Source organism: Anoxybacillus gonensis (assembly GCF_001187595.1).
GTDB lineage: Bacteria > Bacillota > Bacilli > Bacillales > Anoxybacillaceae > Anoxybacillus > Anoxybacillus gonensis.
On the sequence record NZ_CP012152.1, the window covers coordinates 2,692,632 to 2,707,732 of the forward strand.

Annotated in this window: 18 protein-coding genes; 6 read left to right on the top strand and 12 right to left on the bottom strand. The window is 42.4% G+C overall.

The features are described from left to right. Positions 1 to 85 precede the first annotated feature (85 nt). Complete coding sequence (locus tag AFK25_RS14070) at positions 86 to 757, top strand: RsfA family transcriptional regulator (protein ID WP_009361003.1); 672 nt, start codon at positions 86 to 88, stop codon at positions 755 to 757. Between the two features lie 86 nt (positions 758 to 843). On the opposite strand, the gene AFK25_RS14075 is transcribed toward AFK25_RS14070, so the two are convergent. From AFK25_RS14075 to pta, 4 genes are all read right to left on the bottom strand, one after another. Next, complete coding sequence (locus tag AFK25_RS14075) at positions 844 to 1,755, bottom strand: nucleotidyl transferase AbiEii/AbiGii toxin family protein (RefSeq protein ID WP_035064423.1); 912 nt, start codon at positions 1,753 to 1,755, stop codon at positions 844 to 846. After that, a complete protein-coding gene (locus AFK25_RS14080; RefSeq protein ID WP_019416447.1) occupies positions 1,755 to 2,363 on the bottom strand; it encodes a type IV toxin-antitoxin system AbiEi family antitoxin domain-containing protein in 609 nt (202 codons plus the stop codon). Before AFK25_RS14080 ends, AFK25_RS14075 begins: the two co-directional genes overlap by 1 nt. Positions 2,364 to 2,570: 207 nt before the next feature. Further along, complete coding sequence (gene lipL, locus AFK25_RS14085; RefSeq protein WP_035064420.1) at positions 2,571 to 3,395, bottom strand: octanoyl-[GcvH]:protein N-octanoyltransferase; 825 nt, start codon at positions 3,393 to 3,395, stop codon at positions 2,571 to 2,573. Then, positions 3,395 to 4,378 (bottom strand): phosphate acetyltransferase, encoded by a 984-nt coding sequence (gene pta / locus AFK25_RS14090; RefSeq protein ID WP_035064418.1) that lies wholly within the window; start codon positions 4,376 to 4,378, stop codon positions 3,395 to 3,397. Before pta ends, lipL begins: the two co-directional genes overlap by 1 nt. Before the next feature lie 195 nt (positions 4,379 to 4,573). Between pta and AFK25_RS14095 the strand changes: the two genes are divergently transcribed. The 4 genes from AFK25_RS14095 to gerQ all read left to right on the top strand — a co-directional run bounded on the left by AFK25_RS14095 (position 4,574) and on the right by gerQ (position 6,955). Continuing rightward, positions 4,574 to 5,137 carry a YqaA family protein gene (locus AFK25_RS14095; RefSeq protein ID WP_035064415.1) on the top strand — a complete coding sequence of 188 codons (564 nt, stop codon included), beginning with the start codon at positions 4,574 to 4,576 and terminating at the stop codon, positions 5,135 to 5,137. Between the two features lie 67 nt (positions 5,138 to 5,204). Then, entirely contained in the window at positions 5,205 to 5,951 is a 747-nt protein-coding gene (gene hemQ / locus AFK25_RS14100) for a hydrogen peroxide-dependent heme synthase (RefSeq protein ID WP_009361007.1), read from the top strand. A 122-nt stretch (positions 5,952 to 6,073) separates the two neighbouring features. Next, entirely contained in the window at positions 6,074 to 6,496 is a 423-nt protein-coding gene (locus AFK25_RS14105) for a cell wall hydrolase (RefSeq protein ID WP_035064412.1), read from the top strand. A 15-nt stretch (positions 6,497 to 6,511) separates the two neighbouring features. Then, positions 6,512 to 6,955 carry a spore coat protein GerQ gene (gene gerQ, locus AFK25_RS14110; protein ID WP_009361009.1) on the top strand — a complete coding sequence of 148 codons (444 nt, stop codon included), beginning with the start codon at positions 6,512 to 6,514 and terminating at the stop codon, positions 6,953 to 6,955. A gap of 26 nt (positions 6,956 to 6,981) precedes the next feature. Here gerQ and AFK25_RS14115 read toward each other — a convergent pair whose 3' ends face one another. Beyond that, a complete protein-coding gene (locus AFK25_RS14115) occupies positions 6,982 to 7,344 on the bottom strand; it encodes a DUF423 domain-containing protein (protein WP_009361010.1) in 363 nt (120 codons plus the stop codon). Between the two features lie 11 nt (positions 7,345 to 7,355). Beyond that, the gene (locus AFK25_RS14120) at positions 7,356 to 7,592 is read right to left on the bottom strand and encodes a YwdI family protein (RefSeq protein ID WP_035064408.1); all 237 of its coding nucleotides are present in this window, start codon (positions 7,590 to 7,592) and stop codon (positions 7,356 to 7,358) included. Positions 7,593 to 7,690: 98 nt separating this feature from the next. Between AFK25_RS14120 and AFK25_RS14125 the strand changes: the two genes are divergently transcribed. Further along, positions 7,691 to 9,307 (top strand): glycoside hydrolase family 13 protein, encoded by a 1,617-nt coding sequence (locus AFK25_RS14125; RefSeq protein WP_035064406.1) that lies wholly within the window; start codon positions 7,691 to 7,693, stop codon positions 9,305 to 9,307. 18 nt (positions 9,308 to 9,325) lie between these two features. Here the strand turns inward: AFK25_RS14125 and AFK25_RS14130 are convergent, their stop codons facing one another. The 6 genes from AFK25_RS14130 to ahpC form a co-directional block, all read right to left on the bottom strand. After that, on the bottom strand, positions 9,326 to 10,321 hold the full coding sequence (locus AFK25_RS14130) for a potassium channel family protein (protein WP_035064403.1): 996 nt from the start codon (positions 10,319 to 10,321) through the stop codon (positions 9,326 to 9,328). Continuing rightward, positions 10,318 to 10,524 carry a hypothetical protein gene (locus tag AFK25_RS14935; RefSeq protein ID WP_019416453.1) on the bottom strand — a complete coding sequence of 69 codons (207 nt, stop codon included), beginning with the start codon at positions 10,522 to 10,524 and terminating at the stop codon, positions 10,318 to 10,320. The genes AFK25_RS14130 and AFK25_RS14935 overlap by 4 nt, the downstream gene beginning before the upstream one ends. Next, positions 10,499 to 11,173 carry a uracil-DNA glycosylase gene (locus AFK25_RS14140; protein WP_035064399.1) on the bottom strand — a complete coding sequence of 225 codons (675 nt, stop codon included), beginning with the start codon at positions 11,171 to 11,173 and terminating at the stop codon, positions 10,499 to 10,501. The genes AFK25_RS14935 and AFK25_RS14140 overlap by 26 nt, the downstream gene beginning before the upstream one ends. Before the next feature lie 58 nt (positions 11,174 to 11,231). Beyond that, positions 11,232 to 12,614 carry a glycine--tRNA ligase gene (locus AFK25_RS14145; RefSeq protein WP_009361015.1) on the bottom strand — a complete coding sequence of 461 codons (1,383 nt, stop codon included), beginning with the start codon at positions 12,612 to 12,614 and terminating at the stop codon, positions 11,232 to 11,234. A 351-nt stretch (positions 12,615 to 12,965) separates the two neighbouring features. Continuing rightward, a complete protein-coding gene (ahpF, locus tag AFK25_RS14150) occupies positions 12,966 to 14,495 on the bottom strand; it encodes an alkyl hydroperoxide reductase subunit F (protein ID WP_035064397.1) in 1,530 nt (509 codons plus the stop codon). Positions 14,496 to 14,509: 14 nt separating this feature from the next. After that, positions 14,510 to 15,073, bottom strand: coding sequence for an alkyl hydroperoxide reductase subunit C (gene ahpC / locus AFK25_RS14155; protein WP_009361017.1), 564 nt, complete (start codon positions 15,071 to 15,073; stop codon positions 14,510 to 14,512). Positions 15,074 to 15,101: the final 28 nt, after the last annotated feature.

Genomic DNA, 15,101 nt, shown 5'->3' on the forward strand with positions numbered 1-15,101 from the left:
TGCATCTATTTCCTTTGAAAAATAGTATATATTTCTCGTTTTTTGGTGATTATGAAAGTAAAAGAATGCGAAAGGGGTTTTTTTCATGACAAAAAAACGACAAGATGCTTGGACTGAAGAAGAAGATTTATTGCTAGCTGAAACGGTGTTGCGCCATGTGCGCGAAGGGAGTACGCAATTAAATGCGTTTGAAGAAGTGGGCGATAAGTTGAATCGTACGTCAGCGGCATGCGGGTTTCGCTGGAATGCGGTCGTCCGCCAACAATATGAAGAATCGTTACAAATGGCGAAAAAGTTCCGAAAACAACGGCAGCGAGCACTTGGAAATAAACACGCATTGCGAAAACGGCCGCTTTATACACCACCTGTTCCTTCGCTTGAAGAGTTAGGAATGGAACCGTTAGAAGTGCAAGCAAATGAATATGAACATGTCGAAACAAATCATTTGACGCTTGATCATGTCATTGCTTTTTTACACTCTTTAAAACAATCGTATATCGGACAAGAAACCGCGCTAGTGGAAAATAAACAGCTGAAGATTGAGCTCGAACAACTACAACAACAATATAAACAACTAGAACAACAATTTACAAAACTTCAAAAAGAAAATGAAGAATTACGCGAAGATTACGGAACGATGGCACGCATCATTAACCGTGCAAGACAAATGGAAATTTCAGAGGATGAATTTAAACCACCTATTTTCAAAATGGATCGTAACGGAAACTTAGAAAAAATCGAAAAGATTGCCGAGTAAAAAAGAGCCTGACAAAAAAGTCAGGTTCTTTTAGTTCGTTTAAACTACCCTAATGGTTTTTGATTTTCGAACGGTTTTCTTCTTGATTACTCCCATTCAAGAGTAATTTTATTCCACTTTTTAAAATATTCTTCCTCTCTCAAAATGGAGTCATATACAGGAAAAAGAAAATCTCGAATCTTCCTCATGACGAAGGAGAAGTGTAGATCTTCTTTTGTACCCATTCTTTGCAAAAATGCCTTCCACTGTTTGTTTCGACGCTCATCTTCTGCAAAAGAACATAAAAACATAGGATGGTCTTTTTCTAAATTTGTTCCACGTCTCTGAAACGTTTCAAATATTGCTTCCCATAAAATACGCCCATCGAAATTTTCAGTTGATAGAAGCGTGAAAACATCATAAAAATCCTTCATTCGACTGTTAATAACAGAGAGTGAGATCATCGCTTCGAACTTTTCAGCTATTACTGAATAAGTGGAGTAAACTTGGATTTCAGGGGGATTCATGTTTAATAAAGTAGGGTACTTCATCTCTTTTGGTTTTGGGATGACGACGTCACCAAACCCAATATCTAATTGCAATTGCTTTCTTATTTTACCAAGCGATGCTGAGACTTTAATACGCACTCCTTCATAATTAGCGTCCTCTTTGATTCGTTCAACGGTCATTCCATTTACATCAAATTCGACTCCATCTTCTTCAACGGTTAAAGCACAAATTGATTCAAACACAGATTTAATATATTTTATATCATTCGAAATTTGTTTAGCTAAAAAGTCAATATCTTTCGTTGGTCTAGATTTAAATTGTGTTAAAGAGAATAAAAAAAGACCACCTTTTAAAACAAATTTATCACGATAACTAGAAATGGAAAGTCGATATAATAGCCTTTCTTGAAAATATAACAATAAAATGAGATCAAATGTTTTCCCGCTTTGTTTGGCAATATTTTTTAATCTTTCACTAACTGAAGCAGGTATATTTTTAACATTTCCCATTACAAAAGCACCTCTAAGTATTTTAATAAAACCGTTTTGATGCGCATATTCTCTGCACATTCCACTAGTTTATTTATATTTTTTTCAGAACTTTGTAAGTAATTTCGCAAACCTTCTTTCATTAAATCGATTCCTATTTTTTCTCTGTATCGAATAATATCACAAATCGTTTTTTCGCGATTATAAATGCTTATTTTATGGCCACCTATCTCCACTTCCTCAATTCCATATTCAAACTGTTTTTTTGAAAAATAAAAAATTTTAATTGGTGGATAATCAGGCAAACTAGGTTTCCTTGATTTTCTCTCAATGGCGATTTGATACTCCCATGGGTTATAAGTTGTCAACTCATAAAAAGACAATGCCGACAAAAGACAAAGAACACCGTTCGGGATCACTTTTGATACTTCAATCACTTCTTCATTTTGATCATTTTCCAATTCAGCATAACGGTAAAGCCCTCGTTTTATCCTAATTATTTCTCCATTTTGCTCGAATTTTCGAATATAATATTTGCTCACTCCTTCTCTCGTTAAATCCTCTGTCTTCGCAAATCCTTTTTGACGAACAAAAATGTCTTTTATTATCTTGCTTACTTCTTTATTCATTAATTATCACCACTCATTTCATCTAAACGTCGGCATTTATAACTAACTGCAAACGTTTAATATACTTATTTTCCGTCATTCGCAATAATCCTCTTTTTTTAACGTAATTTCAGAAAGAAGTCTCCACTGCAAGCGTTCGCTAAGTGGTGAAAATAGCTATATATTCAATCATTTCAATGAAAAAAGCTGTCGCATCGGACAGCTTTTTTATTTCGGCAACATCGTCTCGTTTCGGTCAATCATACGTTGAAAATACACGTTATATCGCTCCCATTCTTCCGGGGTGAGCGATGATGGCTCGAGCCTACTCCCAAGTGCTTGGAGCGCTTCGTATAGGCGAATGACGAGCGCAGAAACCGTCATTTCTTTGCCGAGTAATTCACTAAGCGACGCCATCGTATGTGGAACGACCGTTGGATACGTAAACTTCGTTTGTTCTCCCGCCAGCGCTCGCTCATAAAACTGACGAATAAACTCCGCTCGTGTTGCGCCGCTTCCGTTTGCACATATATATACTTGCACAGCAACACCGCCTCGAATGCGGCGCTGTGAAATGCCCGCAAACTTTTTTCCATGAATGCTTAAATCAAAACTTCCCGGACAATACGAGCCAACAACTTCCCCTGCTTGCACGCGCGCTTCTGGCAACATGCGCGCAATGAGTGTGGCCATCGCCTCATATCCACGATCAATGTCAATTCCTTTTTTTGTATCAGGAAAAATAAGTGAAACGTTTAAAACCCCTTCATCTAACACGACCGCCAATCCACCAGAGTTGCGAACGATCGTACGCCAACCGTGCTCATGTAAGTAGGCGAGTCCTTTTTCAATATACGGCAATTTTGTATCTTGAATGCCAAGCACAACGGTCTGATGATGCACCCATAAGCGAACGATCGGATGCGATTGACCGTTTCCAACCGATTCGCAAAGCGCATCATCAAACGCAAATGACTGCTTCGCATCAAACGATGGCCCGAGGGTTGTATGGTCAATCATTCGCCACGTTTGTTGTCGCAACAATTCGCTCATTATTCCATCGCCGCAAGCGCCTGCGCTGCTGTGATGAGTGATAGCTTGTACACATCTTCGGCGTTACATCCGCGCGATAAATCGTTCACCGGTTGATTTAATCCTTGTAAAATTGGACCGACCGCTTCAAAGTTGCCGAGACGTTGGGCAATTTTATATCCGATATTTCCCGCTTCTAAGCTTGGGAAAATAAAGACGTTCGCATCGCCTTGGATAACAGAGTCTGGCGCTTTCTTTTTCGCTACAGACGGAACGAATGCGGCATCAAATTGAAACTCGCCATCGAGCGTTAACTCTGGTGCCATTTCTTTTGCGATGCGCACCGCTTCAATCACTTTTTCTGTTTCTGGCGATTTTGCCGATCCTTTCGTAGAGAAGCTAAGCATCGCTACACGTGGCTCAATATCAAACATTTTCGCTGTTTGTGCGCTCTCAATAGCGATTTCCGCTAAATCTTGGCTATCTGGAGCGATGTTAATGGCGCAATCGGCAAATACATATTTCTCATCGCCGCGCACCATAATGAACACGCCAGACGTTTTGCGAATACCTGGCTTTGTTTTAATAATTTGTAACGCAGGACGAACTGTATCCGCTGTCGAATGCGCGGCACCGCTCACAAGCCCGTGCGCTTTCCCCATATACACAAGCATCGTACCGAAGTAGTTTTCATCAAGTAAAATGTTGCGCGCATCTTCTTCCGTCACTTTTCCTTTGCGACGTTCAATAAACGCAGCAACCATCTCATCCATTCCTTCGTACGTACGCGGATCGATGATTTCTACTTTCTCAAGCGTCAAACCAAGTTCTTTTGCTTTTTGAACGACAGCTTCTTGCTCGCCGATAACAATCGGATGCAATACATTTTCTGCCGCTAGACGTCCGACAGCTGTCAAAATACGTTCATCTAGTCCTTCCGGAAACACGATCGTTACATTTTTTCCTGCCACCTTTTGCTTTAAGGCTGCAAATAAATCACTCACGAAATGTTCCTCCTTAGTTTAAAAAAATTCGTCTATCTATTAGAATACTCTTATTGAGACGAAAAGCAATGAATTACACCACAAACGAAAATAGTCTTTTTTTTATAACAATTCTGTTTTTTATCTTGAGTGATATATAGCCTAAAAAGTGATATATTTGTTAAGGAACATGTACAAATAAAGGAGCGTTATCATATGTCACAATGGATTCATCATCTTGAACAATGGTTGCTTGAATTTGGCGTCATCGGTCTCGTTATCGTTTCGTTTACAGAATCTTCATTTTTTCCGATTCCGCCTGATGTGTTATTAATTCCGTTAAGCATTGCCCAACCAGAGAAAGCGTTATGGTTTTCCTTTTTAACAACAGTCGCTTCTGTATTCGGTGCGCTGCTCGGGTGGTACATTGGGAAAAAATTCGGCAGACCGATTTTGCGTTATTTTATCTCTGATGAAAAAATGGATAAGGTAGAACAATATTTTCAACAATACGGGGCAATGGCGATCGTTATCGCTGGGTTTACCCCTATTCCGTATAAAGTGTTTACTATTTTCTCGGGCATTTCTAACGTCAACATTCGCACGCTGCTTTTTTGGTCGTTCATCGGTCGTGGGGCGCGCTTTTTCGCAGAAGGGCTTATTATTTTCACCTTAGGCGCTCAAGCGAAAACATTTATTGAACAACATTTTACAACGATCACGATCGTTGGCGGCATTGTCATGATCATTGCTTTTCTTATTTATAAACGGTTCAAATAGTGCGTTTGGCATAAACGAAACACATATGATACAATTTCGGTAGTACATAACAAAAGGAGTGTTGGACATGAGCGAAGCAGCACAAACGTTAGACGGTTGGTATTGTCTGCATGATTTCCGCACGGTTGATTGGGCGGCTTGGAAAACGCTCACAAATGAAGAGCGACAAGAAGCAATACAAGAGTTTTTCACATTAGTGGAAAAATGGGAAAAAACAGAAGCTGCAAATGAAGGCAGCCATGCGATTTACACAATTATGGGGCAAAAAGCAGATTTGATGTTCATGCTTTTACGTCCAACGATGGAAGAGCTTCATGAAATTGAAACAGCAATTAATAAAACAAAGCTCGCTGAATATCTCGTACCTGCTTATTCATACGTCTCTGTGGTTGAATTAAGCAATTACTTGCCGGCAGAGGCAGGCGACCCATACGAAAATCCAGAAGTGCGTCGCCGTTTATATCCGATCTTACCAAAAACGAACCACGTTTGCTTTTATCCGATGGACAAGCGCCGTCAAGGAAACGACAACTGGTACATGCTTCCGATGGAAGAGCGCCGCAATTTAATGCGCGCACACGGCATGACGGGAAGAAAATATGCTGGAAAAGTCGTACAAATCATTACCGGTTCGGTCGGCTTTGATGACTATGAATGGGGCGTGACGCTCTTTTCAAATGATGTGCTTCAATTTAAAAAGCTTGTGTACGAAATGCGTTTCGATGAAGTGAGCGCACGGTTTGGCGAATTCGGCTCTTTCTTCGTCGGCAACATTTTACCGAAAGAAAAAATGGAACAGTTTTTACATGTGTAGGCCTCCGGTTTGGAGGTCTTTTTTTATTATCTCTTTCATACATATAACAATGACGACTTTCCTCACATTTTCGTATGTCTCATCATAGGCTAATAGCGATTTTCATAAAGTGAGGTGAAGGGATGGCTGTTGTTGCGTATACAGAAGAAGATGTCAAATTGCTTGCCCGTCTTATGCGCGCAGAGGCGGAGGAAGACGGACAGCTCGGCATGTTAATGGTTGGGAATGTTGGAGTGAACCGCGTACGCGCAAACTGTTTAGACTTTGAAGGGCTTCGTACCATTCGCCAAATGGTATTTCAAAGCCCTGGGGGATTTGAAGCGGTACAAAAAGGGTATTTTTATCAACGGGCGCGTGAACAAGACATACGTCTCGCCCGTCGTGTCATCCGCGGGGAACGTTTTCATCCGGCAACGAATGCGCTTTGGTTTTTCCGACCAGATGGCAATTGCCCGCCACAATGGTTTAATCAATGGAATACGGGACGTTTTAAGTCACATTGTTTTTATGCACCGACGCGTTCTAATTGTCCACGCGTATATTAAGAAGGAGGGGTTTCAATGAGTGATGAACGTCAACAAATGCCGTATTATTCGTATCCGTACTACTATCCATACCAAATGCCAACATATCCGTTTGGCATGCCTACACCAACGTTTACACCACAAACAGGGGCGATGCAAACACCGACAACCGCCAGTCAGCCGCTTCCCGGCATGCTTCCAATCGAAGAATCGTACATTGAAAACATTTTGCGCTTAAACAAAGGCAAAATTGCGACTGTTTATATGACGTTTGAAAACAATCGTGAATGGAATGCGAAAATTTTCCGCGGTGTCATTGAAGCAGCAGGTCGCGACCATCTCATTTTAAGCGATCCACAAACAGGAATGCGTTATTTATTACCAATGATTTATCTCGACTATGTCACATTTGATGAAGAAATTAATTATGAATATCCATTTGCATCTGGTGTCGGATTAAGCACATATGCTCCACGTTAAAAACGAGGCGTCCACAGCGCCTCGTTTTACATTTGTTTGATCGCGATATATGCTAAAAATAGCCATGCAACAATGAACGACACGCCCCCAAACGGCGTAATCGCCCCAAGTATTTTTATTTGTGTTAAGCTTAGTACGTATAAACTACCTGAAAATAAAACGATTCCCGCAAGCATAAACCAACCAGCAGGCGTCACGTGCGGCCATTTTGTCGCCAGCAACGCAACGAGAAACAAACCGATCGTATGGAACATTTGATATTGAACGGCTTTTTGCCACGTGTCGATATATCGCTCTGGAATTCTTCCTTCCAACACGTGTGCTCCGAACGCTCCTAGCGCCACACATAGCGCTGCACTCATTGAAGCGATGATTGTAAATAGTTTCATGTTTTCCCCTCCTAAAAATCAAGTAATGATCGTCCGTTCGCATCGGCACCGATATCTAATCGTTCGGTTGTTGTCGGTTGCGGCAAAGTCACTTCTTGTGTGCTTGGTGATGGTTGTTGCAAAATAATGTCGCACAATGCGCGAACAGCATATATATGTTCACACACCGCTTGCGATGATGACGCATGTTTTGCTTTTGCGATTTCTTCTTCTATCTTTGCGAATACATTTGTCACCGATATGTCCAAAACGTTTTCACTCCCTACTTCTTTTTCCTTTACAACAATGGTATCTTATACATAGCAACTTTTCAAATTGAAAACGCTTAAAAAAGGAGTGACAACAAATGAAACGGACATGGTGGAAAGAAGCCGTCGTATATCAAGTGTATTGGCGCAGCTTTTTTGACTCAAATGGTGATGGGTATGGCGATTTAGAAGGGCTTATTCAAAAACTCGATTACATTCGCGACTTAGGGGTGGATGTCATTTGGCTGAATCCGTGCTATGAGTCGCCTGATAAAGATAACGGATACGACATTTCTGATTACTATCGCATCATGGATAAAGCAGGGGATATGGAGACGTTTGACCGCTTGCTGAACGAGGTGCATAAACGTGGAATGAAATTAATTATGGACCTTGTCGTGAACCATACATCTGATCAACATCCTTGGTTTATTGAATCTCGTTCGTCAAAAGACAATCCGAAACGCGATTGGTACATATGGCGCGACAAACCGAATAACTGGCGCTCGTACTTTACTCCATCCGCATGGGAATATGATGAAAAAACAGGACAGTATTATTTCCATTCGTTTGCGGTAGAACAGCCAGATTTGAACTGGGAAAACGAAGAAGTTCGTGAAGAAATTTATAAAATGATGCGTTTTTGGTTAGATAAAGGGATCGATGGGTTCCGTTTAGATGCGATTGCCTTACTAGCCAAACCTGAAGGATTCCCAGATGCCGAAAACCCGTATGACATTCGTTATTTAACAAACAATCCAGGCGTGCATGATTATTTACAAGAAATGCACGAAAAAGTATTAAAACATTATGATATTTTCACCGTCGGAGAAGTCGCTTTCGTATCGCCAGAGGAAGGATTAAAATATGTCGGAGAAGACCGAAACGAACTACATACTTTGTTCCACTTTGAAGTGTGCGACGAAATGCCGACATGGGATCCGATTCGTTTTAAACAAATTCAAAAACGTTGGTACGAAGGATTGTGGGGCAAAGGGTGGAACTCGCAGTTTTTAAACAATCACGACCATACGCGACAAGTGACGCGCTACGGAAACGATAAACAGTTCCGCGTCGAATCAGCAAAATTGCTCGCTACGCTCGTGCATACGTTGCCGGGAACCCCATATATTTATCAAGGTGAAGAAATTGGCATGACTGGCGTCAAGTTCGACACGATCGAAGACTATAACGACATTGCGATGAAAAATAAATATGCAGAAGAAGTCGCAAAAGGTCGCGATCCGAAAGAAGTGCTTGAAAGCTTGCAGCTACTGAGCCGAGATAACTCGCGTACACCAATGCAGTGGGATGATAGCGAACATGCTGGATTTACAACAGGAACACCTTGGCTAAAAGTGAATCCGAACTATAAAGAAATCAATGTAAAACAAGCATTAGCGGATCCGAACTCTGTATATTATTACTATAAAAAGCTCATTCAATTGCGCAAGCAACATGCCGTTATGGTGTACGGAACGTTCCGCGATTTTTCGGAAAATGATCCGTACATTTACGCTTACACGCGCGAGCTCGATGGCGTTCGTTGGCTCATCGTCTTAAACCATTGCGACAACGACAACGTATATGAGTTGCCAGAAGAGCTTGCTTCGGCTCACCGCCATCTTTTGCTCGGCAATTATACAGATGTAAAAGAAGAAGGCACAACGCTTTATATGCGTCCGCACGAAGCAAGAATTTATGCATTACAATAAGCAGCCCGATTTGGCTGCTTATTTTTTATTTACCGCCTGTTCAAACGCCTCTAGCGCTCGTTTTTCACCGAATACGATCAGGACATCTCCAACGAAAAACCGCTCGTCTGGCGTTGGGTTACCAATCATGTTGTTTTGACGCTGAATCGCAATAATCGTCACATGAAAGCGCGTGCGCACCGCTTGATCGCGGACAGATGTCCCAACAAATGAAGAATGCGGCTCAATTGTCACTTCTTCAATCGCGTATTGCTCTGCATGGCCGTGAAAAATCGTATCGACATAATCGACACTGACAGGTTTTAACATTGTCATCGCCATACGGCGACCGCTCAAAAACGATGGGTTAATGACTTTATCAGCACCTGCACGCCGCAACTTTTCTTCCGATTCCGGTCGCTCGGCGCGCGCGACAATTTGAATGTCGCGATTTAGCCCTTTTGCTGTGAGGGAAATAAAGACGTTATCGGCATCTGAAGGCAATGCGGCGACCAACCCTGCCGCTCGTTCAATACCTGCTGCAATCAGCACGTCATCTTCTGTCGCATCCCCTTCGACATACGGAATCGGATCATTCATTTCTTCTAACCGATCCGTATTCCGCTCGATGACAACGACAGCTGTCCCGTTTTTGACAAGTTCACGTACGACTTGTTCCCCGACACGACCGAACCCGCATACGATAATATGGTTTGTCATCGCTTCTATTTTCTTTTTCATTTTTCGCCTCCGAACCGTTTTTGAAAATTCCCCTTCCATCATCATCGACACGACTGCCCCTGTCGCATATGTCACAATGCCAATACCAATCGGAATAATGATAAGGGCAAACAGTTTGCCATAAAACGTTTGTGGCACTGTATCGCCATAACCAACCGTTAAAATGGTGACAACTGTCAACCAAAGTGCATCAAAAAACGTTAATTGTTCTGAAAACATAAATCCGATCGTTCCTGCGATAATGGCGACAATCATCGCGATGACGGAAACGACGATCGAGCGCGATGAACTCATCCGTTTCTCCCCTTATGTTCTTTCTGTACAAACTTCATGCAAGGCGCACCAGACGATTGCTTGACGACAATAGACGGCAACATCGCGCTTTTAAAACCGAATGCGCGACAACCGCGCGGCATTTGCGCATCCCACGTGACATAAAAATGCTTGCATGCATAACAATTTACTCGCTCATTATATGTTTTCGATTTGCCAGTCAATTGGCTCTCTCCCTGTCTGTTGTAAAAAAGTATTCGTTTTTGAAAAAGGGCGACTACCGAAAAAGCCTCGCGCTGCGGAAAATGGGCTTGGATGTGGCGCTTCAATTATGTAATGATGTTCATTCGTGATCAAGGCTTTTTTCGCTTGCGCATGACGTCCCCATAAAATGAAGACAACGGGTTCACGTTTTTCATTCACAAGTTCAATGACGCGATCTGTAAAATACTCCCAACCTTTTCCTTTATGCGAATTCGCTTCTCCACGTCGTACCGTCAATACGGTATTTAAAAGCAATACCCCTTGCTTTGCCCATTTTAATAAGTAGCCGTTGTTTGGAATATAGCACCCGATGTCATCTTGCAACTCTTTAAAAATGTTTAACAACGATGGAGGCAAAGCGACGCCCGGTTTGACGGAAAAACTTAATCCGTGCGCTTGATTCGGCCCATGGTATGGGTCTTGTCCTAAAATGACGACTTTTACATTCGCATACGGGGTGTAATGAAGGGCGTTGAAAATGTCGTGCATATCCGGATAAATCGTTTTCGTTCGATATTCTTCTTTTAAAAACTGACGCAATTTCACATAATACGGTTTTTGAAACTCCTCTTCTAATAAAGGAGCCCAATCGTTTTTCAATATGGTCATCATCGCACTCCTTTCTAATACAAAGGCTACCCTACTTTATAGGATAGCCTGTTTTTGCTTAAAACTGAATTTTTTCTTCTAAGAAGCTTTTTAATTCCGCAATTGGAATGCGCGTTTGTTCCATCGTATCGCGGTCGCGCACGGTCACCATGCCGTCCTGTTCTGAATCAAAATCATACGTAATACAGAACGGTGTTCCAATCTCATCTTGACGACGATATCGTTTTCCGATGGATCCAGACTCATCGTAATCGACCATAAAATGTTGTGAAAGTTGTTCAAAGATCGCACGCGCACCTTCTGATAACTTTTTCGATAATGGCAATACAGCCGCTTTATATGGCGCTAACGCTGGGTGAAGATGCATCACTGTGCGCGTCGTACCGTCTGCCAGTTGCTCTTCTTCATACGCGTCAATCATAAAGGCGAGCGTGACGCGATCTGCACCAAGTGAAGGCTCAATGCAATATGGAATAAAACGTTCGTTCGTTTCTTGATCAAGGTAGTGGAAGTCTTCTCCTGAATATTCCATATGGCGACGCAAATCGTAATCGGTACGCGATGCAATGCCCCATAGCTCGCCCCAACCAAACGGGAATTTATATTCAATATCTGTTGTGGCGTTGCTGTAGTGGGACAATTCATCTTCGGAATGATCGCGTAAACGAATGTTTTCACGCTTCATACCAAGCGATAAAAGCCATTGTTCACAATATTGTTTCCAATAATCAAACCACTGTAATTCTTCGCCCGGCTTACAGAAAAATTCAAGCTCCATTTGTTCAAATTCACGTGTGCGGAACGTAAAGTTTCCTGGTGTAATTTCGTTTCGGAAGCTTTTTCCGATTTGCGCAATACCGAACGGCAATTTTTTGCGCATCGTTCGTTGTACGTTTTTAAAGTTTACAAAAATGCCTTGTGCCGTTTCAGGACGAAGGTAAATTTCGTTTGCGCTCGACTCGGTCACGCCTTGGAACGTTTTAAACATTAAGTTAAATTGACGAATGTTTGTGAAGTCGCGGCTGCCGCAATCTGGACAAGCAATGTCGTGCTCTTGAATGAGCTGCTCCATTTTTTCAAAAGGAAGCCCATCGACAACCATTTCAATCCCTTTCGCTTCAAGCGCGCTTTCAATTAACTTATCCGCCCGATGACGTGCTTTACATTGTTTACAGTCAATCATCGGATCGTTGAAGTTTCCTAAATGACCAGATGCTTCCCACGTGCGTGGGTTCATTAAAATAGCCGCATCTAAACCGACGTTGTATGGCGATTGTTGAACAAACTTTTTCCACCATGCTCGCTTAATGTTGTTTTTTAATTCTGTCCCTAACGGACCGTAATCCCACGTATTTGCTAATCCGCCGTAAATTTCTGAACCGGGAAAAACAAAGCCGCGATGTTTCGCGTGTGCTACAATTTGCTCCATCGTTACTGACATCGTTCATCCTCCTTATAATAAAATGTAAACAAAAAACGCTCTCATCCTTAGGCCTTTCGCCTAGGGACGAGAGCGTAACTCCCGCGGTTCCACCCTAGTTGATGCATAACGCATCCACTTTTGCGTGAAGCAACTCCAGACTGCCGTTTCGCTAAGCGTCTTTACTAGGCTTCCACCACCCCTAGCTCGCTATAAAAGAACTACCTTAGCTACTATCCATCTTTCATCGTTGCACCTGTATTTCATTTGGCTAATATTGTATCAAACCGCAATAGGAGAGTCAAGGGGGGAACAAAACCCGCTTTACATAAGCAGTAAAGCGGGTCAAAGTGAGTTAAGGGGTTGATCATATTAATTTCGAATTAAGTAGTCAAACGCTCCTAAAGAAGCTGTTGCGCCTGAACCCATGGAAATGATAATCTGTTTATATGCGCTATCTGTACAATCGCCAGCAGCGAAGACGCCAGGGACGTTTGTCGCTCCGCGCTTATCAACGATAATTTCGCCGAAGCGATTGCGCTCTACCGTTCCTTCTAACCATTCGGTATTCGGTACAAGTCCGATTTGCACGAATACACCTTGAAGTTCAATATGGTGCTCTTCGCCTGTTGCGCGATCAATATATGTGATACCATTCACTTTATCTGTGCCTGTAATTTCTTTCGTTTGCGCGTTTTTGATTACTGTGACATTCGGTAAGCTGTATAAACGATCTTGCAATACAGCATCTGCTTTTAATTCTGGCGCAAATTCAAGCACCGTCACATGCTTAGCAATTCCGGCCAAGTCAATTGCCGCCTCAACGCCAGAGTTTCCACCGCCGATGACTGCGACATGTTTTCCTTCAAATAACGGACCGTCGCAATGTGGGCAGTAAGCGACGCCTTTATTTTTAAACTCTGCTTCGCCTGGGACGCCGAGATTGCGCCAACGTGCGCCTGTCGCGATAATGACTGCTTTGCTTTTTAAAATCGCACCATTCTCAAGCTCTACTTCAATAAGGTCTTTCTTTTCTAGCCGTTTTGCACGCTGCAAGTTCATAATATCAACATTGTAATGTTTCACATGTTCCTCAAGGCTCGCAGCAAGCTTCGGACCTTCTGTATATTTGACGCTAATAAAGTTTTCAATGCCTAACGTATCTAAAATTTGACCGCCGAAGCGTTCAGCAACAATTCCTGTGCGAATGCCTTTACGCGCTGCATAAATGGCAGCTGTTGCACCCGCAGGTCCTCCACCGATGACGAGCACATCAAACGGATCTTTTTCCTCAAAAGTAGAAGCATCCGGCGTGCTTCCTAACTTCGCAAGAATTTCCTCAAGCGACATACGGCCGCTTGCGAACGGTTCACCGTTTAAAAAGACGGTTGGCACAGCCATGACATCTTTTTGCTCGACTTCTTCTTTAAATACAGCCCCATCAATCATCGTATGTGAGACGTTCGGATTTAGTACGCTCATCACATTTAACGCTTGAACGACGTCTGGGCAGTTATGGCATGTTAAGCTGACGTATGTTTCAAAACGATACGTCCCTTTTAAATTTTTAATTTGTTCAATGACTGCTTGATCGACCTTTGGCGGACGTCCACTCACTTGAAGCAACGCAAGCACGAGGGAAGTAAATTCATGTCCTAAAGGTACTCCTGCGAACACAACGCCCGTTTCTTCGCCAACGCGATTGACGCTAAAGCTTGGCGTTCTCTCTAACGTTGTTTTTTCTACTTTGATTTTCGATGACATTGTTGCAAGCTCATCGACTAAAGCAAGCATATCGCGGGAAACTGAATCGTCTCCCGCGCTCACTTTTAACACAATGTCATTTTCCATCAATTGTAGATATTGGGCGAGCTGTGCTTTAATTTCAGCATCCAATATCATTGACGTAAGCCTCCTTAAATTTTACCTACAAGGTCAAGGCTTGGCTTTAATGTTTTTCCACCTTCTTGCCATTTTGCTGGGCACACTTCGCCAGGATTGTTGCGCACGTATTGTGCTGCTTTAATTTTGTTTACGATTGTGCTTGCATCACGACCGATGCCATCAGCGTTAATTTCAACAGCTTGAATAACGCCATCTGGATCGATAATGAACGTACCGCGTTGTGCAAGGCCTGTCTCTTCATCAAGCACTTCGAACATGCGTGATAATTTTTGAGAAGGGTCACCGATCATCACATATTCGATTTTGCTGATCGCTGGTGAGTGGTCGTGCCATGCTTTATGTGTAAAATGTGTATCTGTTGAAACGGAGTATACTTCTACACCAAGCTCTTTTAATTTTGGATATTCGTTTTGTAAATCTTCTAATTCTGTTGGACAAACGAATGTAAAGTCAGCTGGATAGAAGCAAACGACGCTCCATTTTCCTTTGAAGTTTTCTTCTGTTACCTCGATGAAATCGCCGTTATGGAACGCCATCGCTTTAAATGGTTGTACTTGTTTTCCTACTAATGGCATTGTCAATCATCCTCCTGCATCATTTTTT